Raw genomic sequence first — 24,282 nt, 5'->3', positions numbered from 1 at the left:
ATCGGGAACCCGGTTTGAAGAAATGACTAGCGGCACTCGCAGCGTGGCGATACTACCTTGAATTTGCTTGGCTTCCGCCCGTTGCCCACTCGGCACCGATAGAAGAGCCGGCGGGAGAGGCTTTCCCTGCACGATTGGGATGGTGCACAAATTGATTCAATGGGAAGGAAAACTGATTCAGCCATTTTTTTGCAACGGGGAAGTGAAGAGCGCAAATAGAAAAGGGGGCCATTGGCCCCCTTAAGCGCACTCTTCGACAGACTTAATTGTTCCCTATCATCACTACCAATTCGACTCCCGCTCCGGTGTCGAGGTGATTTTGTGGATGCTGAGGTCGGCCCCTTGATATTCCTCTTCCTGATCCAGGCGCAAACCGAGCACTGCTTTCAGGCCGCCGTAGACCAGCGACCCGCCGGTCATCGCCACGACAATCGCCAGGCCGGTCATGATCAATTGCGGCATGAAAGCGACGCCGCCAGCCCCGCCGAGTGCCTTGCTGCCGAAGATACCGGCGGCGATGCCGCCCCAGGCACCGCATAGTCCGTGCAGCGGCCAGACGCCCAGTACGTCGTCGATCTTCCAGCGGTTCTGGGTCAGCGTGAACATGAATACGAACAAGCCGCCGGCCACGCCACCAACGACCAGCGCCCCGATCGGGTGCATCAGGTCGGAACCGGCGCAGACGGCAACCAGACCGGCCAGCGGGCCGTTGTGGGTGAAGCCCGGGTCATTCTTGCCGACCATCAGGGCGACCAGTGTGCCACCGACCATCGCCATCAGCGAGTTGAGGGCGACCAGACCGGTGATCTTGTCGAGCGTCTGGGCGCTCATCACGTTGAAGCCGAACCAGCCGACCGTCAGGATCCAGGCGCCAAGCGCCAGGAAGGGAATCGATGAGGGCGGGTGAGCGGAGATCCGGCCGTCTTTGGTGTAGCGGCCATAGCGGGCGCCGAGCAGCAGAACGGCCGGCAGCGCGACCCAGCCGCCCATGGCATGCACCACAACGGAGCCGGCAAAATCGTGGAATTCTTCGCCGAAGGTGGCCTTGAGCCAGGCCTGGATGCCGAAGGCGTGATTCCAGGCAATGCTCTCGAAGAACGGATAGACAAAGCCGACCAGCAGAAAGGTGGCGATCAGTTGCGGATGAAATTTGGCACGCTCGGCGATACCGCCGGAGATGATGGCGGGAATCGCCGCGGCAAAAGTCAGCAGGAAGAAGAACTTGGTCAGCTCGTAGCCATTTTTCGCTATCAGCGTATCGACGCCGGAGAAGAAATTGACGCCGTAGGCGATGCTGTAACCGATGAAAAAGTAGGCGACGGTCGACATGCCGAAATCGGCCAGTATTTTGACCAACGCATTGACCTGGTTCTTTTTGCGAACCGTGCCGACTTCAAGAAAAGCAAAGCCCGCGTGCATGGCCAGCACCATGATGGCGCCAAGCAGGATGAAAAGTACGTTGCTGCCGGATTGATACGCTTCCATGAAACCCCCAGACAAAGATCCCGAGGGCGAAAGCAAGCACCATTCCAGTGCGCAAAATATGTTACAAATCAGTGCAATGCGGACAGCATCGCAAAACAATAGGCACCTGTTTGGTGCCTATTTTTAAAACAACGCCTTATTGCGGTGCATCCGCTCCGCTCATCAGTGCAGCCTCCGGCGGCAGCAGCACCCAGAGCCGGCCGCTCTGCTTCATCCGCCCGGCCTGCTCGCCCGCTTCCTTGCCAAAGCCCCAGAAAAAGTCGGCGCGGACCGCCCCCTTGATCGCCCCCCCGGTATCCTGGGCCATCACCAGGCGGTTCAGGGCCTGCGCCGAATTCGGTCGGGTCGTCGCGAGGAAGACGGGAACACCAAGCGGTACCGAGCGCGGATCGATGGCAATACTGCGTTCGGCGGTCAGCGGTACGCCCAGCGCACCGACCGGACCATCCTTGCCGTTCGGCATCTCGCGGAAGAAAACGTAGCTCGGGTTGGCATTCAGCAAATCGTCCAGGCGCCCCGGATTGGCCCGCGCCCAAGCCTGAATGCCCTGCATCGAGGCCTCTTCCAGCTTCAGCTCGCCGCGCTCGACGAGCAGGCGGCCGATCGATTGATAGGTGTGGCCGTTCTGGTCGGCATAATTCAGCCGTACCGTACTGCCGTCGCTCAACTTGAGTCGCCCGGAACCCTGAACCTGCAGGAAGAACAGTTCGACCGCGTCGTCAACATAGGCCAGCGTCTTGCCCGGGAACTTGTCGCCGCGTGCCGCGATTTCGGCCCGCGACCAGTACGGTACGACCTTGTTGCCTTCCAGCCGACCGCGCACGCGCTTGCCCTTCAGTTCCGGGAAGAGCGACGACAGCTCGACGGTCAGCAGATCATCCGGCACACCGCGCACGGGCTGCTCAAAGCCCTTGGTGCGCTGGCGGCTGCCGCGCAACAGCGGTTCGTAATAGCCGGTAATCATGCCGCTGACCGAAGCGTCGCCAGCCACCACGGCAAACGGTTTCAGATGCTGCTCGAAGAAACGGCGCGGATCGAGATCCGGCTTGCCGTCGGCCGCCCGCGCCAGATCGCAGACCCGCTTCCAGGCCGGGCCATGCGGCCGGCCGGCCATGCCGCGACAGGAGAGCAGGAAAGCCGGCCAGGCGGCGGCGGGATCGTCCTCGGCCCATCCCGGCAGGTCGGCCCAGCTTGCCGGCTGGAGCGACCGGGAGAAGGCGACTGGCGGAACGGGCACGGTGACCGCCGGCGGCGCCGGGCAAGCCGGGCAGGCAGCACACGGGGCGCAGGCGACGGGCGCCGCGGGGCGCGGCAGCATGGAACAGCCGGCCAGCAAAGAGACAGTGAGAAGAATTGCGGCTTGGATTTTTTGCATGGCTTTCGTTAGAGTTCGAGGCTTCGCCTGAAAGTATACCTGCCCCGATGCCCAATTCCCTGCCGTTAGATCGCCTGCTTGCCCGGGTCGAGGCCGTCCTCGGCCGCTTCGAGGCCACCCTGCCGCCGGCCCCGCCGTTGCCCGACTGGGACGCCGCCATCGCTTTCCGCTGGCGCAAGAACCAGGGCCGGAGCTGGCTGCAGGCCATTCGCCACCCGCACCCGATCCGCCTGGCCGACCTCAACAACATCGACGACCAGAAAGAGCGGATTACCGCCAACACCCGCCAGTTCGTCGCCGGCCAGCCGGCCAACAACGTGCTGCTGACCGGCTCCCGCGGTTCGGGCAAGTCCTCGCTGGTCAAGGCGGTGCTCAACGAATACTCGGCCAAGGGGCTGCGCCTGATCGAGGTCGATAAAGAAGACCTGACCGATCTGGCGGACATCGTCGATCTGCTCGAGGGGCGGCCGGAACGCTTCATCATCTTCTGCGACGATCTCTCCTTCGAAGCTGGCGAAACCGCCTACAAGGCACTGAAGTCGGTGCTCGACGGCTCGGTCGCCGCGCCGCCGGAGAACGTGCTGATCTACGCCACCTCGAACCGCCGCCATCTGATGCCCGAGTATTTCGCGGAAAATCTCGACACGACGCGGGTCGATGACGAAATCCACCCGGGCGAAGCGATCGAGGAAAAGATCTCGCTGTCCGAGCGTTTCGGCCTGTGGATTTCCTTCTACCCGTTCAGCCAGGACGACTACCTGAACATCGTCAATCACTGGCTGCGCTATCTCGGGGTCAGCGAGAAGGTGATCGCCGCCAGCGAACGCGACGCGCTGAACTGGGCCCTCGGCCGCGGTTCGCGCTCGGGACGGGTCGCCTGGCAGTTCGCCCGCGATCTGGCCGGCCAGCAGAAGCCGGCACGAAAGTCCGCCAAGTGAGCGGCATCGTCGAGGTGGCGGCCGCCGTGATGCTGCGGGCCAACGGCACGGAATTTCTCCTTGCCCAGCGCCCCGTGGGCAAAGTCTATGCCGGCTACTGGGAATTCCCGGGCGGCAAGGTCGAGCCCGGCGAGTCGGTGCGCCAGGCATTGATCCGCGAATTGCAGGAAGAGCTCGGCATCACCGTCACGGAATGCTCCCCGTGGCTGACCCGCCAGTTCACCTACCCGCACGCCACCGTCCGCCTCAATTTCTGGCGGGCGACGGCATGGACCGGCGAGATCGGCATCACCGCGCCGCTCGAACATTCGGCGGTGGAATGGCAGGCGTGCGGCACCGCCGCGACAGTGGCCCCGATCCTGCCGGCCAATGACCCTATCCTCAAGGCCCTGGCGCTGCCGACGACAATGGCGATCACGATGGCCGAAAGCGAAGGCGTCGAGCGCCAGCTGGAACGCCTCGAACAAGCCCTGCAGCAGGGTCTGCGCCTGATCCAGGTGCGCGACAAGGGCTGGCCGCCGGCCCGTCGCCTGGCGTTTGCCGAGGCGGTCACCCGGCTGGCGCAGGCGCATGGTGCGCTGGTCGTCATCAACGATGATGCGGAAATCGCCCGCCAGGCCGGGGCCGATGGCCTGCACCTGTCATCCGGCCAGTTGGCCGCCTGTACCAGCCGCCCTGATTTCACCTGGGTCGGCGCCTCCTGCCACAGCGCCGAAGAAATCGCCCGGGCCGGCGAACTCGGTCTCGATTACGCCCTGCTCGGCCCGGTCTTGCCGACGCCCAGCCACCCGGAAAGCAGCGGCCTGGGCTGGCCGGAGTTTGGCCGGCGGCTCAATAGCAACCGCTTGCCGGTGTTCGCACTGGGGGGGATGAAAAACGAACTGCTGACCGCAGCGCAAAACCACGGCGCCCACGGCATCGCGCTGATGCGCGGCTGGTAGGCTCAGCCCTGCGGCGCCTCGGGCAGTTCGCTGCCCTCTTCGCCCGGGCCCGGCTGCACCGGGATGCGGTACGACTCGCTGGCCCAGCAACCGAGATCGATCTGCTTGCAGCGCTCGGAGCAGAACGGCCGCCACGGATTTTCCGGGGCCCAGATGGATTCGCCGCCGCACTGCGGACAACGGACCTTGCGAATTTTTGCGGTGGTCATCAGAGGTTGCAGAAGGTCAGGTCGAACTCGACATCGCGCTCGCAACCACGGGCCTTCAGTTCGCCGGCCGGCGGTTTGGTGAAACGGATGTTGAGGAAATATTTGTTGGCGCTGACTTCCGGGATGGCCGGCTCGTCGATATCGAGCGAAACGCGCACCATTTGTGCCGCGGTGCCGCCGAGGTTGAGCTGGAACTGGCCATTGATCGCCGTGTAGTTTTTCGGCCGGCCGCTCGAGCGCAGCAGACGCAGCACGATCGCCGCCGCGTCGCGCATCGGCACCATCGGCTTGGTCCAGCCAGCCAGGGCCTCGCGCCGGACTTCCGGCTTGCGGTGCAGCCACCAGTGGTAGGACGGCAAATCGAATTCGCAGACGCCGCCGGGAATCGCCGCCCGGCTCTTGATGCCCATCAGCCAGTCGTTGTCGCGCAGGTACTGACCGATCTTGCCGGTCATCGCGAGCAGTGCCGCCGAAGATTGCTCGATTTCGTAAAGCGCGCCGGACAGCGCCTCTTCGGAAATATCGGGATTGTTGCGGTAGGCCAGCAAGGTCTGGCGCTGCCGTTCGAGTTCCTGAATCAGATCCATCTTGAGGTCGGCCCGGCCCGCCACCTCAAGGATTTCAAACAGCGTGACCAGGGCCGCGTGGTGCTCCAGCTGGCCATCGGACTGCAGAAAGAACCCCGTTTTTTCGAACAAGTCTTCGAGACGCAGCAGTGTGCGGATGCGCTCGTTGAACGGGTATTCGTAAGTTATCACGCGGGCTGTGTCCGAAGAAACGGAAAATTGTTTGAATTTTGAGCCATTTGCATGCAAATCTCAACAGTTTGCATTAAGTATTTCTGCGGAAAGTTGTAGATACTTTCGATGCAAGGCATCGACCTGCCCGGCAAGGCAGGCCAAATCCGCATCATTGACCACCACGTCATCAGCCACGGCCAGTCGCTGCTGACGCGTTGCCTGGGCGGCCATGATCGCTTTGACCTGGTCGACGGACAGCCCGTTCCGTGCTATGACGCGCTCGATTTGCCGGCTTTCCGGGCAATCGACGACGACGATCCGCTGGCAGCGCTGGCGATACTCGCCTGACTCAACCAGCAGCGGCACGGCGAGAATGACGTAGGGTGCGGCGGCGGCCCGGCAGCGCTCGGCTGCCAACTGGCGAATCAGCGGGTGGAGGATCGCCTCCAGTTGCGCCCGGGCGGCCGGATCGGCAAACACTCTTTGCCGCATCGCGGCGCGATCCAGCGCCCCTTCGCCATTGGCCACCGCGGGGCCGAACTGGGCCAGTAACGCCGGCATCGCCCCGCCGCCGGCCGCGGTCAGTTCGTGCGCGATCGCATCAGTATCGACCAGGACCGCCCCGTTCCTGACGAACAACTCGGCGACAGTGGACTTGCCGCTGCCGATGCCGCCGGTCAGGCCAACCACGTAGTCGCTCACTTGCAGCCCTGCGCCTCGGATTTCGGCAAAACCTTGCCGACCGCCGCCAGCACGGCCGCCTTGGCTGCCGCGGGGCCGCTGGCCTGCAGGTTGACCGTACTATCCTTGCCGGGACGCGGCGCCAGCCGGGCCGAGCGAACCCCCTTGTCCTTCAGCTCGGCCAGCCGGTCCTGGCCACCCTTCTCGCTGGAAAAGACGCCGAGTGAAATGGCGTAGCGATTAAACCCGTCCGGCACGATGAAGTAGTCGGTGACACCGAACTGGCGCAATTCCCCGGCCTTCTTTTCGGCCGCCGCCTTGTTCGGCAAGGGCGGCACAAACACCCACCAGCCGCTGCCTTCGGCCGCCACCAGTTGCCGGGCCAGTTTGAATTCGGCGAAGCGGCCGGCCAGCACCGTGCCGAGCTGATCGGCCTCGGCGACCGGGAGATGCTCCCAGAGCAGACAAACCGGCTTTTCTGCTGGCTTGGCGACCACTTCCGCCTTGGCTGTTTCTTCCACCCGAGCCTCGACCGCAACCGGTTCCGGCTTTACCGGCTCCGGCGCCTTGACCGGCCCGGCCGGCGCTTCGCCCCGGGAGACGATGCGCATGCGCTCGGGCAGGACCTGCTTGTCGAGGCGTACCGCATCCGGGTTGTCCGGCCGGCCGAAGTAGCCGGCGCTCAAAGCATAGAACAACAGATTGCCGAGGACGAGCAGAAAAACGAGGGTTTTCACGGATTCAGCCGACCTTGGGCAGATGCTTCAGCGATTCGACAATCGCTTCGGCCGGGTAGTCGAAATCTTCCAGCTGACCGGAAAAATACTTGTCGTAGGAAGCCATGTCGAAATGGCCGTGCCCGGTCAGGCTGAACAGGATGGTTTTCGCTTCGCCGGTCACCTTGCACTTCAGCGCCTCGTCGATGGCGGCGCGAATAGCGTGACAGGACTCGGGCGCTGGAATGATGCCTTCGGCCCGGGCGAACTGCACGCCAGCCTCGAAGGTGGCGACCTGCGGCACAGCCAGCGCCTCGATCCGCCCTTCATGCAGCAACTGCGAAACCAGCGGCGAATCGCCGTGGTAGCGCAGTCCCCCGGCGTGGATGCCCGGCGGCATGAAATCATGGCCGAGGGTGTACATCTTCATGATCGGCGTGTAGCCGGAGACGTCGCCGTAATCGTAGGCGTAGTGGCCCTTGGTCAGCGTCGGACAGGAGGTCGGCTCGACGGCGACGCAGCGCAAATTGGCGGCGCGCTTGTCGCCGGCTGCCTGGTCGGCCAGGAATGGGAAGGCGATGCCGCCGAAGCTCGAGCCGCCGCCGCAGGGTCCGAAGATCACGTCCGGGTAGAGGCCGATCTTGTCGAACTGCTTCTTGGCTTCGAGGCCGATCACCGTCTGGTGCAGCAGCACGTGGTTGAGAACCGAACCGAGCGTGTAGCAGGTGCCGGGATCGGCCGCCGCTTCCTCGACCGCTTCGGAAATGGCCAGGCCGAGCGAACCCTGGTTGTTCGGGTCGGCGGCCAGCGCGGTGCGCCCGGCGTTGGTCAGGTTGGTTGGGCTGGAGAACACTTCGGCGCCCCAGGTCTGCATCATCGAACGACGGAACGGCTTCTGCTCGTAGCTGACCTTGACCATGAAAACGCGTACCGGCAGGCCGAACATCTGGCCGGCAAAGGCAATCGACGAGCCCCACTGACCGGCACCGGTTTCGGTGGTCAGCTTCTTGGTGCCCGCCAGCTTGTTGTAGAAAGCCTGCGGCACGGCCGAATTCGGCTTGTGCGAACCGGCCGGCGAAACGCCTTCGTACTTGTAGAAAATTTTGGCCGGCGTACCCAGCGCCTGTTCCAGGCGCAAGGCGCGACACAGCGGGGCGGGACGCCACAGGGCGTAGATCTGGCGCACTTCTTCGGGGATGGCAATCCAGCGCTCGGCCGACATTTCCTGCTCGAGAATCGGTCCCGGGAAGATTGCCCCCATCTTATCGGCCGGCACCGGCAGGCCGTCCGGCCCGAGCGGCGGGGCCGGCGGAGTGGGCATGTCGGCGACGACGTTGTACCAGTGGGTGGGGATTTCTTCCTGCTCTAGATTGATGCGTAGCGGTGTCATATTTTTATCTCCCTGCATGCTGTTCGGCAAAGGCGGTAAATTACCCCAAAAGCCCCGGGCAACCAAGGGCGCAGGGTGGCTATCGACGACTATTCGGCATCCACCGCAGCAGGCTGCCGAATCAGCAGGTAAAGTACCGCCTTTGCCAATTTTCGCGCCCGAGCCCTTGCCTGCCTCCCGCCATCACGCCCTGCTCTGCCACCCCACCAGCCCCTGTGCTGCCATCCAGGGCATCACGGCGGAGGCAAGCTTCAACGTGGCCGGCCGGCTGACCTTGAGCTACCGCCTGAGCGGCGACCCGCAGGCGATCCTGCTTCCCGCCCCGCAGTCGCCTGGGCCGGCCGACGACCTGTGGCAGCACACCTGCTGCGAAGCCTTCATTGCCCAGCCCGGCAGCCCGGCATACCGGGAATTCAACTTCTCGCCGTCCGGCCAGTGGGCGGCCTATCACTTCGCCGATTATCGGAGGCGCGCCCCCGACTTCCAGCCGACCGGCCGGCCTGACATTGCCTTTCGCCGCCTGGCCGACGGCTTTCAACTGGACGCCTGCCTCGGCCCCGAGCTGCTGCCGGCCGGCGATACGCTACAGCTCGGTTTGAGCGTCGTGGTCGAAGCCGGCAATCACGAAAAAAGCTACTGGGCTCTGGCTCATGCCGCCGGGCGCCCCGATTTCCACCTCCGTCAGAACTTCACGCTGACCTTGCCCATCAAATCCACATGACTACTGCCATCCAGTTCGGCATCGACCGGCTGCTCGCCGACCCCGCCCTGCGTCGCCCGCTGGCCGGCCGCCGCGTCGCGCTTCTCGCCCACCCGGCCTCGGTGACCGCCGACCTCACCCATTCGCTTGATGCGCTGGCCGCCTTGCCGGACCTCAAGTTGAGCGCCGCCTTCGGCCCCCAGCATGGGTTGCGCGGCGACAAGCAGGACAACATGGTCGAGTCGCCGGACTTTCTCGATCCGCAGCACGGCATTCCGGTCTTCAGCCTGTACGGCAAAGTGCGCCGGCCGACCGCGGCGATGCTCGACACTTTCGACGTGCTGCTGGTCGATCTGCAGGACCTCGGCTGCCGGATCTACACCTTCATCACGACGCTGCGCTACATGCTCGAAGCCGCCGCCCAGCATGGCAAGACGGTCTGGGTCCTCGACCGCCCCAACCCGGCCGGCCGGCCGGTCGAAGGCCTGACCCTGCGCGATGGCTGGGAAAGCTTCGTCGGCGCCGGTCCGCTGCCGATGCGCCACGGGCTGACGATGGGCGAACTGGGCCAGTGGTTCATCAGTACGCTGCAGCTTGACGTCGACTACCAAGTGATCGAGATGCAAGGCTGGCAACCGGAGGCCGCCCCCGGTTACGGCTGGCCGCTCGGCGAACGCAGCTGGATCAACCCCAGCCCGAACGCGCCCAACCTGTCGATGGCCCGCGCCTATGCCGGTACCGTCATGCTCGAAGGCACGACGCTGAGCGAAGGGCGCGGCACCACCCGGCCGCTCGAGCTGTTCGGCGCCCCGGATATCGACGCCCGCGCCGTCCTCGCCGAAATGCGCCGCCTCGCGCCGCACTGGCTCGCCGGCTGCCGATTGCGCGAGTGCTGGTTCGAACCGACTTTCCACAAACATGCCGGCCAGCTCTGCCACGCCATCCAGATCCACGTCGAGGATCGCAGCTACGGGCATGCCGCCTTCCGTCCCTGGCGCCTGCAGAGCCTCGCCTTCAAGGCGATTCGCCGGCTCTACCCCGACTATCCGCTGTGGCGCGACTTCGCCTACGAATACGAGCATGACCGGCTGGCCATCGACCTGATCAACGGTTCGCCGCTGTTACGCGAATGGGTCGACGACCCGGCCGCCCGGCCGGAAGCCTTCGATGCGCTCAGTCTGGCCGACGAGATGGCCTGGACGGAACAGCGCGCGGCCTTTCTGCGCTATCGTTAGCCTTCGTCGCAACATCGAATGCGCCACCGACCAGACCCGAGATGAGCAGCCGCCGACCAACTGAAGCAGCACCGCACCCGGCCAGCCGGCGCACCATTCCGCGGCTGATTCGCGAGCGGCGCTGGTGGTGGTTGCTGCTCGCCTTGTGGACCGGCATCGTCGCCATCTCGCTGCAGACGCAGACCGAACAGATTCGCCGCCAGGCGACGGAGATCGCCATCGAAGGCGCGCGCAACATGTTCCGCATGGTGATCCTGACCCGCAACTGGAATTCCAGCCACGGCGGCATCTATGTGCCGGTTACCGAGCACACCCAGCCGAACCCCTATCTCGAACATCCGCAACGCGACGTGACGACGACCGATGGCATCGCGCTGACCATGATCAACCCGGCCTACATGACCCGGCTCATTGGCGAGATGGCCGAATCCGCCTCCGGTGCCGTTTTCCGGCTAACCAGCCGGCGCCCGATCCGCCCGGCCAACGCGCCCGATGCCTGGGAGAACCAGTCCTTGCTGGCTTTCGAGCGCGGCGTCAAGGAAACCATCAGCGTCGAACCCGGGCCGGACGGCGAAATGCTGCGCTACATGGCGCCGCTGCCGGTCAAAAAAAGCTGCCTCGACTGCCACGCCAAGCAAGGCTATCGCGAAGGCGACATTCGCGGCGGCATCAGCGTTTCCCAGCGCTATGCCGGGATCGCCGCGGCAACCCGGAGCGGCACCGAAAAAGCGCGGCTGACCCATGCCATATTCTTTCTGCTGGTCGGCGGCGCCGGCTGGCTGCTCCTCGAAATGCTGCGCCGGCGCTGGTTTGACCTGGCCGGCAAGATCGAGGAACTGGAAGAAGCGCAAGGCCAGCTGCTGCAATCCGAAAAGATGGCGTCGGTCGGCCAGTTGGCCGCCGGCGTCGCCCACGAAATCAACAACCCGGTCGGCTTTGTCAATTCCAACCTGGGCACGCTGAAAAAATACAGCGAACAACTGCTCGACCTGCTCGAGGCCAGCCGTACCGGCAAGGCCAGCGCCGCCGATTTTGCCGCTGCCGACCTCGCATACTTGAAAGAGGACATGGCCGACCTGCTGCGCGAATCGCAGGAAGGCCTCGAACGGGTCAAGAAAATCGTCGGCGATCTCAAGGATTTCTCCCGTGTCGACCAGGCCGAATGGCAGGACGCCGATCTCAATGCCGGCATAGAAAGCACCCTGAACGTCGTCTGGCATGAGCTGAAATACAAGGCCGAGGTCACGCGCGAGTATGGCGAACTGCCGCCGGTCCCCTGCATTCCCGCCCAGATCAACCAGGTGGTGATGAACCTGCTGACCAACGCCGCCCACGCCATCGAAGAGCGCGGCACCATCACCGTGCGCAGCGGCTGTGACGAGCGCTGGGCCTGGATCGAGGTGGCCGATAACGGCAAGGGCATGACGCCGGCCACGTTGCGGCGCATCTTCGAGCCGTTCTACACGACCAAGGCAGTCGGCAAGGGCACCGGACTAGGTCTGTCGCTCGCCTACGATATCGTCCGAAAACATGGCGGGCGCATCGAAGTCAGCAGCGCCCCCGGGGCCGGCAGCACTTTCCGGGTCCTTCTGCCGCTGGCCGGAATCGCCAGCGAAAAAAGCTGAACGAAAAAAAGACCGGGAAATCCCGGTCTTGGTCACTGCCTGCCGCCGTCCATAACGAACGGCAGCGCGATTACTTCTTCGCCGCGAGGCGTTCGCGCATGTGCTTGGCCCGCTCGCTGGACGGCGGATGCGAACTGAACATGCTGTTCTCGTCGCCGAGCTTGGCCAGTTTCTCGAAAGAGCTGACAAGGCCGTTGCGATTGAGTTTCGCGGCAGTCAGCAAGTCAAACGCGTAGTCGTCGGCCGCGCTCTCCTGGACTTGGGAAAACTGGGCATTGACCAGCTTCTCAGCCAGCTCGCCCAATTGCGAATTGCTTAGCGCCGCGACTGCCGAGTTGCCGGCTGAGGCAGCCACCTGACGCGCCGCCGAAGCGGCATAGGCGGTCTGCATGGTGGACTTGGTGTGGCCGAGCGCCACATGACCGATTTCGTGGCCGATCACGGCCCGCACCTCGTTGTCGTTCATCAGCTTCATCAGGCCGCCATAGACACGGACGCAGCCGTTGCCCATCGCCCAGGCATTGACGTCCTTGGTCAGATAAACCTTGTAATCGAGCGGTACGCCATTGACGGTTGCCGGCATGCCCTTGACGATCTTGGCCAGTCGCCTGGCCTCCGGGCTTTTCGCCGCAGCAATGCTGGACTGACCGTCGAGCGTCGCGCAGGATTTGTCGGAAAGATCCTTGACGTCGGCATCGCTCAGCGTCGCAGCCTTGAGGGCCGAGGCGCCGGCGGAAACCACTCCTCCGGCATTATTGCCATTGATTCCGGCGCTGCCCGTGTTGCTGCAAGCCACCAGAAACAAACTGGTAAAAGCCGCGAGAACGCCAATCTTAAAAGCCCCCGGCACGGCCTTGCTGTTGCCAATCACATATCCGCTAAGCATCACAACCTCTGAAAAATTGAAAAATAATCACGAAGCAACAAACTGCCCCGGGAAGCCCGTGACTATGCACCCCCACCCGCCAACCGTCAAGCCAATGTCATTAATCGGATCAGCCTAAACGCATTTTCCGGATAACCCGCTGAGCCGCGACGACGCCGCGATATTGGGCTTCTTCGAACAGCGAAAAGCCGGACAGATCGGCATGCGCCAGCGTCAGGCGCGGGCTGTCGAAAGCGGCCAGCACGGCGCGGGCGCCGCCCCACAGGCTGCCGGGCACCGGCCGGCGCATGGCGTGGCCGTTGCGAAAAACATCGAGACGGGTGGTCAGCCGACGAATGTCGGGATGAATGCCTTCGAGTTCGGCCAGGATGCCTTCGGCCCAGGCCTCGCGCGGCGTTTCGAGCAACAAGCGGCGGCCCTCGGCCGGTGTCACTTCGTGCAGGGCGCGGTAGTAGGTAAAAACCGTGCCGCGCAGATGCCGCCGGATCAACTGATGGGTTGCCACCACGTAGCCGAGACCGGGACTATCGTAGAGCACGTTGTCCCAGGCCGGTGCGGCGCCGTGCCGCTCTTCCGGGAAGTCGGCGAGATGCAGGTTGGCCGTCAGCCACGGCGCGTAATCGCCGGCCAGGGCCGCCGCCCGCAGCTCGGCCGGGATCGCCGGCCAGACGCGGGGCAGCACGAAGGCGGGGGCCGCCCAGATCAACTGCCGGGCCTCGAAGCGCACGGTCTTGTCGCCGACCAGCACATCCACCGCCAGCGTCGACTTGCCCGCCACGATGCGCCAGACCAGCGCCCCGGTCAGCAGGCGCCCGGCGGCATGGCGCGCCAGGCCGCGCATCAGCCACGCGTTGCCGTCCGGGGCGGTCAGCACGGCATCACTGGTCGCGTTGGCTGCTTGGCCATTGCGACAGGCAAAATAATGCAGGCCGGCCCAGGCTGAGGTCTGCTCACAAGCGGTGCCGTAATCGTCGCGGCAGGCGTAATTGGCCAGCCAGCGCAGGGTCGGCGCGGTGAAGCCGTGGTCGGCCAGCCACTGGCTGAACGACAGCCGATCGAGCGCCCGCCACTCCGGATCGCGGCTCGACAAGGCCATTGGAATGGCGAAGACGCGCCGACCATCGCGCCCCCTGGCCGCCTTGAGTTCCTCCATGCGCGCCTGGAAGCGCCGCTGCTGCTCGCGCTCGGCGGCATCGACACCGCGTTGCGGCAGCAAGCCATCGTCCCACAAGCCGTGGCGATAGACCCGCTCCTGCGGCGTCGCACACAGGAAGCGCTCGTCGTAGGTCGGCTTTGGCGCAGCCGGATCGCCCTGCAGCACGCCCAGCTCAGCCAGTAGCTCGCGGACGCTGGTCGCCTCCTGGCCCGGCAAGGGCAGATAGTGGGCACCCCACGGATAGGCGACGAGCGGCGATTGCCCGGCCCGCGAATTGCCGCCGGCCTCGCCCCCCATTTCCAGCACGAGAAAGTCGTCGACCGCCGCCTTGCTCAATTGCCACGCCGCCGATAGTCCGGAAATGCCGCCGCCGACGATCAGTACGCCGGTTTTCCGGACTTCCGATGGGGCGGGGAAATGGCCGTCACGCAGGCGATGGCCGAGGGCATGCGCCATGCCGAGCAGCTGACCGGGCGGCAGCGGCGGCTTGCCGACCGGCGCGCAACCGGCAAGGGCTGCGGCGCCGACGGTACGAAGAAAATCCCGGCGGCTGGTTCCAGCCTTTGGCTTGACGGGACTAATCAAACTTCCGGAGCGACAGGCTGACCGACAGTTGGGCGCCGAGCCAGCCGAGGAAAGCCCCGGCCCCAGCCAGCGCCGCGATTTCGCCGACGCCCGGCGTACGCAGGCTAAAACTGCCGCCGTAAAGCGCCGCCAGTTCGCTAACCGGGCCGGCCAGCAAACGCAGCGCCCCGAGCACCAGCGCGGCCGCCAACAACCCGCCCAGCGCCCCCTGCAGCGCGCCGAAATAATAGAAAGGCCGGCGGATGAACACATCGGTCGCCCCGATCATTCGCGCCACCTCGATTTCGGCAGCCTGCGCCATGACCTGCAAGCGTATGGTATTGAACGTCACGGCGATCAACCCGGCAGCAAAAATGCCGGCCAGCATCGACAAGGCCAGCCGACCGAGCTTGAGGAAGGCGTCGAAACGCTTGACCCAGGCCGAATCGAGTTGGACATGCTCAACCTTGGGCCAACTGGCGATCTCCTTGCGCAGGATCTCCAGCGCTTCCGGTTCGCTATTGCTCGGCTCGACGATGAAGGCGTCAGGCAGCGGGTTGCGCGGCAGGCTGGCGACGATTTCGGCCATCCCTTCGCTCTTCTGCATCCGCTTCAGCGCCTGCTCCTTGGGAATAAATTGCCATTTGCCATCGGCCGCGGCGCGCAGCCGACTCTCGATTTCGCCGACCTCCTTCTTGCTCGCCTCAAGACTCATGAACAGGCTGATCTGCTGGACACCGGAAGCATTGCGGCCGAGATCGCGGAGGTTGTCGAGCAGAACGTAGCCGAAGCCGGGCAAGGTCAGCGCGATGCCGATGACGAGCAGCGACAGCAGGGTATTGAGCGGCGTCGACCACAACCGGCGGAAAGCCGAAGCAAGCGCCGCGCGGTGCTGGGAAAGCCAGGCGTTCACAACAACCTCCCGTGGTCGAGACAGAGCACGTTGGGGTGATAGCGCTCGATCCAGTTCTGGTCGTGGGTGGCGACGACGACGGTGACACCGACCTGGTGAAAGGACGAAAAAATTTCGAGAATGCTGCTCGCCGATTCGTTGTCGAGATTGCCGGTCGGCTCATCGGCCAGCAACACCGTCGGCCGATTGACCACGGCGCGGGCGATGGCCAGGCGTTGCTGCTCGCCACCGGACAGCGCAATTGGCCGGGCCTTTTCGCGGGCCAGCAGGCCGACCTTGTCGAGCGCCGCCTGGGCGCGGCGAATCGCCTCGCGGCGGGGCAAGCCGACGATCTGCAGCGGCAGCAGCACGTTGTCGAGCACGCTGCGATCGAACAGCAGTTTTTGGTCCTGAAAGACCATGCCGAAATTGCGCCGCAGATAAGGAATGGCACTACGCCGGAGTGCCGCCAGGTTCTGGCCGTTGACCACCAGACTGCCGCTGGTTGGCCGCTCGATCGAGGCGATCAGCTTGACCAGCGTGGTCTTGCCGGCGCCGGAATGGCCGGTGATGAACACCATCTGACCGGCCGAGATCTCGAAACTGACTTCCTTGACGGCTTCGTAGCCGCCCGGATAGCGTTTCGTCAGGTTGCTGGCGACGATCATTCGAATAGCGCGTCGACGAAATCTTTGGCGGAGAACGGGCGCAGATCGTCGATCTGCTCGCCGACGCCGATGAAGCGGATCGGTTTCGGACACTGCCGGGCGATCGCCGTGACGACGCCGCCCTTGGCGGTGCCGTCGAGCTTGGTCAGAACCAGGCCGGTGACGTGGATCGCCTTGTCGAAGGCCCGGACCTGCTGCAACGCGTTCTGGCCGATATTGGCATCAAGCACGAGCAGCGTTTCGTGCGGGCCGCTCGGATCGATCTTCTGGATCACCCGCCGGACTTTGGCGATCTCTTCCATCAGGTGCAACTGGGTCGGCAGACGGCCGGCGGTGTCGGCCAGCACGATGTCGATACCGCGCGCCTTGGCGGCGGAAATGGCGTCGAAGACCACCGCCGCCGGATCGCCGTTGTCCTGGGCAATGACCGTGATGTTGTTGCGTTCGCCCCAGGTTTCCAGCTGTTCGCGGGCGGCGGCGCGGAAGGTGTCGCCGGCGGCGAGCAGCACGCTCTTGCCCTGGTCCTGGAAATACTTCGCCAGCTTGCCGATCGAGGTCGTCTTGCCGGCGCCGTTGACCCCGGCAATCATGATCACGTAGGGCTTGTGGCCGCTGACGTCGAGCGCCTGTTCAAGCGGCTGCAGGGTTTCGAGCAGGGCGTTGGCCAGCGCCTGCTGGATGCCTTCCGGCGTATCGAGCTTGTCGCGCTTGGCGGCTTTCTTCAGCTCGTCGAGCAGATGGGTGGTCGCCTCGATACCGCAATCGCTGGTCAGCAACAGCGTTTCCAGCTCTTCGAGCAGTTCGTCGTCGACCTTGCCGCGCGAGAAGATGGATTTGAGCTTGCCGCCCCACTGGGCGCGGGTCTTGGCCAGCCCCTTGAAGAGGCGTTCGCGCCAGGACGGGGCGGCCGGGGCTTCGACCTTGGTTTCAGGCGCGGATTTTTTCAGGAAACTGAACATGGGGAAAGTGGTCTCAAGCCAAGCTGACAGGCGGACGGCAAGCCGTTAAGATGCCACCCGAATCGATGCAAATTTGCTCCTGATTTTAGCAGAAAGACCACTCGGAAAGCCCTGCAACCCATGCGAATGCAACAACTCCTCCCCTTTTTGCTGGCCCCCTGGCTGCTTACCGCGGCCCATGCCAATCCGTATGAAACGACGCTGCAGAACGGCTTGCGCGTCATCGTCAAGGAAGATCACCGCGCCCCGACCGCCGTCCAGATGGTCTGGTACCGTATCGGCAGCATGGATGAAATCGACGGCGGCTCGGGCGTTGCCCACGTCCTCGAGCACATGATGTTCAAGGGCACGCCGAGCGTCGGCCCCGGCGAGTTCAACAAGCGCGTCGCCGCCGCCGGCGGTCGCGACAATGCCTTCACCAGCCGCGACTACACCGCCTACTTCCAGCAGGTGCCGAAAGAAAAGCTGGACGATGTGATGCAGCTCGAAGCCGACCGGATGCGCCATCTGAATGTCGATGCCAAGGAATTCGCGCAGGAGATCAAGGTCGTCATGGAAGAGCGCCGCATGCGCACCGACGACAATCCGCAAGCCAAGCTGTTCGAACAGATGAATGCCGTCGCCTTCCAGGCCCACCCCTATCGTCGGCCGATCATCGGCTGGATGAACGATCTTGAGACGATGACCGCAGCCGACGCCAAGGCCTGGTACGACACCTGGTACGTGCCAAACAACGCCTATGTGGTGGTAACCGGCGATGTCGAGCACAAGGCCGTATTTGCCCTGGCCGAGAAGTATTACGGCGGCCTCGAAGGCCGCCCCCTGGCGCCGCGCCGACAACAGATCGAACCAGCGCAGGAAGGCCCTCGCCAGGTCACCGTCAAGGCGCCGGCCGAACTGCCGGTGCTGATCATGGCCTACAAAGCGCCGATATTGCGCGATGTCGACCAGGACAGCGAACCCTACGCCCTGGAAATGCTGACCTCGATTCTCGACGGCCACGACGCCGCCCGCTTCAACAAGAAACTGGTGCGCGAGGACAAGGTGGCACTGTCGATCGGGGTCGGCTACGACAATACGGCACGCGGCCCCGGCATGTTCTACTTCTCCGGCAGCCCCTCGGAAGGGCGCACGGTCGGCGACCTCGAAGCCGCGCTGCGCGCCGAAATCGCCCGCGTCCAGAAGGACGGCGTCAGCGAACAGGAACTCAAGCGCGCCAAGGCGCAACTGGTCGCCGGTCAGGTATATAAGATGGATTCGATGTTCGGCCAGGCGATGGAAATCGGCCAGATCGAATCGGTCGGTCTGCCCTATCAAAAAATCGACCGCATGCTGGAAAAGCTGCAAAAAGTCAGCGCCGCCGAAGTACAGGCGGTCGCCAGGAAATACTTCACCGACGATACGCTGACCATCGGCATCCTCGACCCGCAGCCCCTCGATGGCAAAGTGCGCCGCCCGGCCACCGCCACCCGCCACTGATGCACCATCAAACCCAAAGCCGGCACCAGAAAAACACCATGAAAAAACTGTTGACCGCAGTAACCGCCCTGCTGATCACGCAAGCCGCGCTGGCTGGCGTCAAGATCGAACACTGGGTAGCGCCTTCCGGCGCCCGCGTCTATTTCGTTGAAAGCCGCGTCCTGCCGATGCTCGACGTCCAGGTCGATTTCGCCGCCGGTTCGGTCTTCGATCCGGCCGGCAAATCCGGCCTCGCCGCGATGACCCGGGGCACCCTCGACCTCGGCGCCGGCAGCCGCGACGAATCCGCCATTGCCGAACAACTGGCCGACATCGGTGCCAACCTCGGCGGCGGCGCCGACACCGACCGAGCCAGCGTCGCCCTGCGCACGCTGTCGGCCGCCGAGCAACGCGAACCGGCGCTCGCCATCCTGCGCAGCGTGCTGCACCAGCCACGCTTCGATGCCGCCATTTTCGAACGCGAAAAAGCGCGCACCATCGCCAGCCTGAAGGAAGCGATGACCCGGCCCGACAGCATCGCCGGCAAAGCGTTCTGGGGCGCCCTCTACCCGACCCATCCCTATGGCCAACAGGCGACGCCGGAATCGGTCGCCGGGCTGAGCCGCGACGACCTCGCCGCCTTCCATGCCCGTTACTACACGGCGGCCAACGCCAGCATCACGCTGGTTGGCGACATTTCGCGCCGCGAAGCCGAACGCATTGCCGAAGCGCTGACCGCCAGCCTGCCCAAGGGCGAAGCGGCGGCCCTGCCGGCGGCTCCGCAGCCAGCGAAAGGCAGCCTCATCAAACTGGCGCATCCGGCCAGCCAGGCCCACGTCTATATCGGCCTGCCGGCCATCGAGCGCGGCAATGCCGATTTCTTTCCGCTGCTCGTCGGCAACTACACGCTCGGTGGCGGCGGCTTCGTCTCCCGGCTGATGAAGGAAGTGCGCGACAAACGCGGCTATGCCTACAGCGTCTACAGCTATTTCGCCCCGCTCCGCCAGGCCGGCCCCTTCCAGATCGGACTGCAGACCAAGCGCAGCCAGGCCGGCGAGGCAATCAAGGTGGCCCGCGACGTCCTCGACGGCTTCCTGAAGGACGGCCCGAGCGAGGAGGAACTGCTCGCCGCCAAGGCCAACCTGACCGGCAGCTTCCCGCTGCGCCTGGACAGCAACAAGAAGCTGCTCGAAAACGCGGCGAACATCGGTTTCTACGGTCTGCCGCTCGACTATCTCGACAGCTACCAGGCGAAAGTCCAGGCGGTGACGGCCGACGAAATCAAGCAGGCGTTTGCCCGCCACGTTCGCCCGGACAATCTGATCACCGTGACGGTAGCCGCCGATTGAACTCGGTGCGCATCATCGGCGGCGCCTGGCGGCGCCGCATGCTGAAGTTTCCGGACAGCGAAGGCCTGCGCCCGACGCCGGATCGCGTCCGCGAAACGCTGTTCAACTGGCTCGGCCAGGAGCTCGACGGCTGGCACTGCCTCGACCTGTTCGCCGGCAGCGGCGCGCTCGGCTTCGAGGCGGCATCGCGCGGCGCAGCCCAGGTCGTGATGGTCGAACAATCGCCCAAAGTGCTGGCGGCGCTGCGCGAAAATGCCGAAATTCTGCAAAACCCGCGCGAAGTGGAGATCATCCGCCGGGATGCGCTACAATATTTGGCCTCGTCCAAGACCAAATTCGACCTGATCTTCCTCGATCCGCCCTACAAAAAAGGCTGGATTCCCCGCCTGGAGCCACTCCTTCCCGGCGTTCTGAAAGAAGATGCCGCGGTCTACGTCGAGGCAGAGCATGAAATAGAATCGCTTGGCGATTGGCGCGCGGTGCGCCATGGCAAGGCGGGGGAAGTCCACTTTCACTTGTTGCGGCGGCAGACAGCTTGAATAAACTCAATCATCGCGTGGCGATCTACCCGGGCACTTTCGACCCGATCACCCGGGGTCACGAAGATCTCGTGCGCCGGGCCGCCGGCCTGTTCGACAAGCTGATCCTGGCCATCGCCGAAAGCCCCTCGAAGCAGCCGCGCTTTCCTTTGGCCGAGCGGGTCAGCATGGCACAGGAAATCCTTGGCGATGTCAAAAACGTCGAAATTGTCGGCTTCAACACACTGCTCATGGACTTCGTACACGAGCAGGGCGCCAAGGTCGTCGTGCGCGGCCTGCGTGCCGTCTCCGACTTCGAATACGAATTTCAGATGGCGGGAATGAACCGCAGCGTCTATCCCGAGGTCGAAACAGTGTTTCTAACCCCGGGCGAACAGTACATGTTCATCTCCGCCACGATGGTCCGCGAAATCGCGCGACTGGGCGGCGATGTCAGCAAGTTTGTGCAACCTTGTGTCCAAAAGCGCCTGCGGGCGACTACCACTGCTTAACCGAGAGAGGAACAGCTATGTCTCTAATTATTACCGACGAATGCATCAACTGCGACGTGTGTGAACCGGAGTGCCCGAACGAGGCAATCTCCCAGGGAGAAGAGATTTATCAAATCGACCCCAACAAATGCACCGAGTGCGTCGGCCATTACGACGAACCGCAGTGCGTGCAGGTCTGTCCGGTCGACTGCATTCCGAAGGATGCAAACCATGTCGAAAGCGAGGACATGCTGTGGGTCAAGTACGAAAAGCTGACCGGCAACAAGCGCCCCTGAGCTTTTCCGAGCCAACAAAAAGCCCGCGAATTTTTCGCGGGCTTTTTGTTGCCTGCCGCACCGCGGCAATTCCCGTTCAGGCCGCCTGCAGCTCCTGAATATCGAGCGGCAGCAGCATTTCACGAATGCGCCCGGCGATATCTTCCAGTGACTGAATCTGCAGCAACAGGTTCTTTTCGACGCTCTCCAGTTCGACAATCCGGTCTTCCAGCGTATCGGTCGCCTGGTGGATGCGCTTGATGCTTTCGAGGCGACGCTTGAGCTGAATCTGGTGCTCGCGAACCTGCGTTTCCATCGGCGCCATGATCGCCCCCAGCCAGGTTTCGGCATCCTTGTTGGCGTGCTCGAAGGCGCGCCGCACCTGCACCGCCACTTCCTCGAAGAACTTCTGCGTGATGTTCCGCTTGTCGTGCGTCAGCAGGCTGACCATGGTATTCAGATGCCCGTCGCACCAGGCCTCCAGGCGATCGATCTCCTTCTCGTAACGGAGCAGCGAGAAGGATGTTGGCGCACCGAGCTTGAGCCCGTGCTCGACGGCAAAACGCTTGTAGACCGCGGCCATCATCGCCAGGATTTCGTTGATCTCGTCGTTCGACTTGACCAGCGCCTCGCGTGAGCGGCCAAAGAAATTCCCCATCGAGTCCGACAGGGTCTTCGAGAAGGCCGCCTCGAGCATCGCTTCACGCGTGTCTTGTGTCAGTTGACGCAGCACATCGAGGCCGAGGTGGGCGAATAGCCGGTTGGTCAGGGTCGAAAAGACGCTGCGCACGGCGTAATAGCGTTGCAGGCCGGATTCGAATTCATCTTTCTCGGCCCGCACCTTGCCCATCATGTATTCGACGACGCCCTTGTTCTTGCCGCGCAGTTCGGTCAGTTCGGTCAGTTGTTCGCGCAGGCCGACGAGGCGCGATTCGAGCAGGCCGCGCACGCGACGACTGACTTCGCCGAATTCGCTGTCGGTGTTGTCGCAGACGATGTCGCGCTTGGCCGGGATCAGTTCCTCGGAGAGGGCCAACTCGAGCAGCGGCAGGCGGCTTTTTTCGAGCAGCGCGTCGTCACCGTTGATCTTGGCCACCAGGCCCTTCTGGGCGGAGACCGGGAATATCTGGCTGGCCGGCAAATCGAGGATGCTGGCGCTGGTGTCGACCTGACGCTGGATTTCGGCGTCGATTTCCTCGTCCGTCTTCAGTTCGTCCCACTGGCCATCGATCTTGTTCATGACCACCATGCGGCCGCGCCGGGCGGTGCCGCCGCCGCAGATATGTTCCTTCCAGATCGCCAGATCGGACTGGGTTACGCCGGTATCGGCCGCCAGGATGAACAGCACGGCATGGGCGTTGGGCAACAGCGACAGCGTCAATTCGGGTTCGGCGCCAATCGCATTGAGGCCCGGCGTATCGAGAATGACCAGCCCCTGCTTGAGCAGCGGGTGCGGAAAATTGATGACGGCATGGCGCCAGCGCGGCACTTCAACCAGACCGTCATCACCCACCCGGTAAAGCTCGATTTCGCCCTGCCCGACTTCGAAGCCAAGGCGAGCCGCTTCTTCCGGCGTGACGCGACTGGTTTCGCTGACATGGCGGAGCGAATCCTGCATCGCGTCGGGCGATTCGATATCGAGGCCGACGACGGTCCATTCGTCGGGAAAGCGCTTGTACTCGGAAACGCTGGAATTCGAGGCGCGCGTCTGGATCGGCAGCAACTCGATGCAGGGCAGCTTGCTGCCGTCGAAGAGCAATTCGGTCGGACACATCGTGGTGCGGCCGGCCGAGGAAGGCAACATCCGGCTGCCGTACTCGGCAAAGAAGATCGCGTTGATCAGTTCCGACTTGCCGCGAGAGAACTCGGCGACGAAAGCCACATTCAGGCGGTCCTCGCGCAAGCGCTCAAGCAACTGGGCGAGCCGCAGATCGGTCTGGGCGTCGGACAACTCGTTCTGGGACAACCAGTCCTGAAACTCGCCGATGTTGGTCGACAGACGGGAGCGCCAGGCAGTGTAGGCAGCAAATTGGTTGGCGAGCGACATAGCATGCACCATGAATACGTACGGAACTTCCAATTTAGCATAAAAACAGGGGCTTGGACCCCCATTTTAATGTTGGCACGAGGGGCAGTAGTAGGTGCTCCGGCCGGCCTGACGGATTTGCCGGATCACCCCGCCACAACGCAGACAGGCTTGCCCGCTCCGGTCATAGACGCCGGCCTGGATCTGGAACCAACCGGATTCGCCATCGCTGTGGACGTAATCGCGAATGCTGCTGCCGCCCGCGGCAATGGCGTCCGACAGGGTTTGGCGAATCGCCGAGGTGAGCTGCGCATAACGCGCCCGGCTGATCCGGTTGGCTGCTCGCACCGGCGAAATCCCGGCCCGGAACAGGCTTTCCGAAGCGTAGATATTGCCGATCCCGACCACCAGATGGCTATCCATCAACAGCGGCTTGATCGGCCCGCTACGCCGCGCCCCCGCCGTGTAGAGCCAGTCGGCGGTGAACGCGTCGGACAGTGGCTCGATGCCCTGGGTCGCCAGCAAGGGATGTTGCTCAGCCGTTTCCGGCGGACCGGGTTGCCACAGCACGACACCGAAGCGGCGCGGATCGGAAAAGCGCAGGATCTGGCCGGGCAGGACCAGGTCGAAATGGTCATGCTTGGCCGGCAGCCGATCGCCCGGCACAAAGCGCAAATTGCCCGACATTCCGAGATGGATGATCAGACAGCCTTCGACATCGGCCTTCCGGCAATCGATCAGCAGGTACTTGCCGCGCCGCCGGATGGCCAGGATGCGGCAGCCCGGCAACAACGCCAGCAGTTCGCGCGGAATAACATGGCGCAACTTCGGCGCCCTGATCACAACCCCCTCGATAATCCGACCTTCCAGCTCCGGCACCAGGCCGCGCCGACAAACTTCCACCTCCGGCAATTCCGGCATTGCTTGTTCCTCCACCCAAACCCAAATACCATCGCAAACTTATGCGATTTTATGCGTTCCAATACGCAACCACGACCGAAAGCC

General features: G+C 63.8%; 24 protein-coding genes. 10 read left to right on the top strand and 14 right to left on the bottom strand.

The window, feature by feature from the left end; translation table 11 throughout:
• Positions 1-282: 282 nt before the first annotated feature.
• Together ACLIKD_RS00295 and mltA are read right to left on the bottom strand one after the other, a co-directional pair.
• Positions 283-1,485 (bottom strand): ammonium transporter, encoded by a 1,203-nt coding sequence (locus ACLIKD_RS00295; protein WP_428826687.1) that lies wholly within the window; start codon positions 1,483-1,485, stop codon positions 283-285.
• Between the two features lie 136 nt (positions 1,486-1,621).
• A complete protein-coding gene (mltA, locus tag ACLIKD_RS00290) occupies positions 1,622-2,803 on the bottom strand; it encodes a murein transglycosylase A (RefSeq protein WP_428826686.1) in 1,182 nt (393 codons plus the stop codon).
• A 104-nt stretch (positions 2,804-2,907) separates the two neighbouring features.
• On the opposite strand from mltA, the gene ACLIKD_RS00285 reads away from it, so the two are divergent.
• Both ACLIKD_RS00285 and ACLIKD_RS00280 read left to right on the top strand, forming a co-directional pair.
• Positions 2,908-3,798: an ATP-binding protein gene (locus tag ACLIKD_RS00285; protein ID WP_428826685.1), complete on the top strand. Its 891-nt coding sequence runs from the start codon at positions 2,908-2,910 to the stop codon at positions 3,796-3,798.
• Positions 3,795-4,739 (top strand): Nudix family hydrolase, encoded by a 945-nt coding sequence (locus ACLIKD_RS00280; RefSeq protein WP_428826684.1) that lies wholly within the window; start codon positions 3,795-3,797, stop codon positions 4,737-4,739. Before ACLIKD_RS00285 ends, ACLIKD_RS00280 begins: the two co-directional genes overlap by 4 nt.
• A gap of 2 nt (positions 4,740-4,741) precedes the next feature.
• Here the strand turns inward: ACLIKD_RS00280 and ACLIKD_RS00275 are convergent, their stop codons facing one another.
• From ACLIKD_RS00275 to ACLIKD_RS00255, 5 genes are read right to left on the bottom strand one after another with little or no spacing between them, the layout of a single operon-like run.
• On the bottom strand, positions 4,742-4,948 hold the full coding sequence (locus ACLIKD_RS00275) for a DNA gyrase inhibitor YacG (RefSeq protein WP_428826683.1): 207 nt from the start codon (positions 4,946-4,948) through the stop codon (positions 4,742-4,744).
• Positions 4,948-5,706: a cell division protein ZapD gene (zapD, locus tag ACLIKD_RS00270; protein WP_226418335.1), complete on the bottom strand. Its 759-nt coding sequence runs from the start codon at positions 5,704-5,706 to the stop codon at positions 4,948-4,950. The genes ACLIKD_RS00275 and zapD overlap by 1 nt, the downstream gene beginning before the upstream one ends.
• 60 nt (positions 5,707-5,766) lie before the next feature.
• Complete coding sequence (gene coaE / locus ACLIKD_RS00265) at positions 5,767-6,390, bottom strand: dephospho-CoA kinase (RefSeq protein WP_428826682.1); 624 nt, start codon at positions 6,388-6,390, stop codon at positions 5,767-5,769.
• Positions 6,387-7,106: an SPOR domain-containing protein gene (locus ACLIKD_RS00260; RefSeq protein ID WP_428826681.1), complete on the bottom strand. Its 720-nt coding sequence runs from the start codon at positions 7,104-7,106 to the stop codon at positions 6,387-6,389. Before ACLIKD_RS00260 ends, coaE begins: the two co-directional genes overlap by 4 nt.
• A 4-nt stretch (positions 7,107-7,110) precedes the next feature.
• A complete protein-coding gene (locus ACLIKD_RS00255; protein ID WP_428826680.1) occupies positions 7,111-8,475 on the bottom strand; it encodes a TrpB-like pyridoxal phosphate-dependent enzyme in 1,365 nt (454 codons plus the stop codon).
• Between the two features lie 166 nt (positions 8,476-8,641).
• Here ACLIKD_RS00255 and ACLIKD_RS00250 point away from each other — a divergent pair, with 166 nt between their 5' ends.
• The 3 genes from ACLIKD_RS00250 to ACLIKD_RS00240 are packed head-to-tail and all read left to right on the top strand — an operon-like array spanning position 8,642 to position 12,035.
• Entirely contained in the window at positions 8,642-9,196 is a 555-nt protein-coding gene (locus ACLIKD_RS00250; protein WP_428826679.1) for a DOMON-like domain-containing protein, read from the top strand.
• Positions 9,193-10,410, top strand: coding sequence for an exo-beta-N-acetylmuramidase NamZ family protein (locus ACLIKD_RS00245; RefSeq protein ID WP_428826678.1), 1,218 nt, complete (start codon positions 9,193-9,195; stop codon positions 10,408-10,410). Before ACLIKD_RS00250 ends, ACLIKD_RS00245 begins: the two co-directional genes overlap by 4 nt.
• A 41-nt stretch (positions 10,411-10,451) precedes the next feature.
• On the top strand, positions 10,452-12,035 hold the full coding sequence (locus ACLIKD_RS00240) for an ATP-binding protein (RefSeq protein WP_428826677.1): 1,584 nt from the start codon (positions 10,452-10,454) through the stop codon (positions 12,033-12,035).
• A gap of 70 nt (positions 12,036-12,105) precedes the next feature.
• On the opposite strand, the gene ACLIKD_RS00235 is transcribed toward ACLIKD_RS00240, so the two are convergent.
• The 5 genes from ACLIKD_RS00235 to ftsY form a co-directional block, all read right to left on the bottom strand.
• A complete protein-coding gene (locus ACLIKD_RS00235) occupies positions 12,106-12,831 on the bottom strand; it encodes a M48 family metalloprotease (RefSeq protein ID WP_428826676.1) in 726 nt (241 codons plus the stop codon).
• A gap of 199 nt (positions 12,832-13,030) precedes the next feature.
• Positions 13,031-14,662 carry an NAD(P)-binding protein gene (locus tag ACLIKD_RS00230; protein WP_428826675.1) on the bottom strand — a complete coding sequence of 544 codons (1,632 nt, stop codon included), beginning with the start codon at positions 14,660-14,662 and terminating at the stop codon, positions 13,031-13,033.
• Positions 14,655-15,554, bottom strand: coding sequence for a permease-like cell division protein FtsX (gene ftsX / locus ACLIKD_RS00225; RefSeq protein WP_226418326.1), 900 nt, complete (start codon positions 15,552-15,554; stop codon positions 14,655-14,657). The genes ACLIKD_RS00230 and ftsX overlap by 8 nt, the downstream gene beginning before the upstream one ends.
• Positions 15,551-16,201, bottom strand: coding sequence for a cell division ATP-binding protein FtsE (gene ftsE, locus ACLIKD_RS00220; RefSeq protein WP_226418325.1), 651 nt, complete (start codon positions 16,199-16,201; stop codon positions 15,551-15,553). The genes ftsX and ftsE overlap by 4 nt, the downstream gene beginning before the upstream one ends.
• Complete coding sequence (ftsY, locus tag ACLIKD_RS00215) at positions 16,198-17,160, bottom strand: signal recognition particle-docking protein FtsY (protein ID WP_226418324.1); 963 nt, start codon at positions 17,158-17,160, stop codon at positions 16,198-16,200. Before ftsY ends, ftsE begins: the two co-directional genes overlap by 4 nt.
• A 126-nt stretch (positions 17,161-17,286) precedes the next feature.
• Here ftsY and ACLIKD_RS00210 point away from each other — a divergent pair, with 126 nt between their 5' ends.
• From ACLIKD_RS00210 to ACLIKD_RS00190, 5 genes are read left to right on the top strand one after another with little or no spacing between them, the layout of a single operon-like run.
• A complete protein-coding gene (locus ACLIKD_RS00210; RefSeq protein ID WP_428826674.1) occupies positions 17,287-18,639 on the top strand; it encodes a M16 family metallopeptidase in 1,353 nt (450 codons plus the stop codon).
• A gap of 38 nt (positions 18,640-18,677) precedes the next feature.
• Positions 18,678-19,967: a M16 family metallopeptidase gene (locus tag ACLIKD_RS00205; protein ID WP_428826673.1), complete on the top strand. Its 1,290-nt coding sequence runs from the start codon at positions 18,678-18,680 to the stop codon at positions 19,965-19,967.
• Positions 19,964-20,506: a 16S rRNA (guanine(966)-N(2))-methyltransferase RsmD gene (rsmD, locus tag ACLIKD_RS00200; protein WP_226472215.1), complete on the top strand. Its 543-nt coding sequence runs from the start codon at positions 19,964-19,966 to the stop codon at positions 20,504-20,506. The genes ACLIKD_RS00205 and rsmD overlap by 4 nt, the downstream gene beginning before the upstream one ends.
• The gene (coaD, locus tag ACLIKD_RS00195) at positions 20,503-20,997 is read left to right on the top strand and encodes a pantetheine-phosphate adenylyltransferase (protein ID WP_226418320.1); all 495 of its coding nucleotides are present in this window, start codon (positions 20,503-20,505) and stop codon (positions 20,995-20,997) included. Before rsmD ends, coaD begins: the two co-directional genes overlap by 4 nt.
• Positions 20,998-21,014: 17 nt before the next feature.
• The gene (locus tag ACLIKD_RS00190; protein ID WP_066887419.1) at positions 21,015-21,272 is read left to right on the top strand and encodes a YfhL family 4Fe-4S dicluster ferredoxin; all 258 of its coding nucleotides are present in this window, start codon (positions 21,015-21,017) and stop codon (positions 21,270-21,272) included.
• Positions 21,273-21,348: 76 nt separating this feature from the next.
• Here the strand turns inward: ACLIKD_RS00190 and ACLIKD_RS00185 are convergent, their stop codons facing one another.
• On the bottom strand, positions 21,349-23,298 hold the full coding sequence (locus tag ACLIKD_RS00185) for a dynamin family protein (RefSeq protein ID WP_428826672.1): 1,950 nt from the start codon (positions 23,296-23,298) through the stop codon (positions 21,349-21,351).
• Positions 23,299-23,364: 66 nt separating this feature from the next.
• Positions 23,365-24,198 carry a bifunctional DNA-formamidopyrimidine glycosylase/DNA-(apurinic or apyrimidinic site) lyase gene (mutM, locus tag ACLIKD_RS00180; protein ID WP_226418318.1) on the bottom strand — a complete coding sequence of 278 codons (834 nt, stop codon included), beginning with the start codon at positions 24,196-24,198 and terminating at the stop codon, positions 23,365-23,367.
• Between the last annotated feature and the right edge of the window lie 84 nt (positions 24,199-24,282).

It is taken from the genome of Azonexus sp. IMCC34842 (genome assembly GCF_050368855.1).
In the GTDB taxonomy this organism is placed as follows: Bacteria; Pseudomonadota; Gammaproteobacteria; order Burkholderiales; family Rhodocyclaceae; genus Azonexus; species Azonexus denitrificans_A.
The sequence above is the reverse complement of the archived record's forward strand: the minus strand, read 5'-3'. Positions and strand labels throughout refer to the sequence as shown.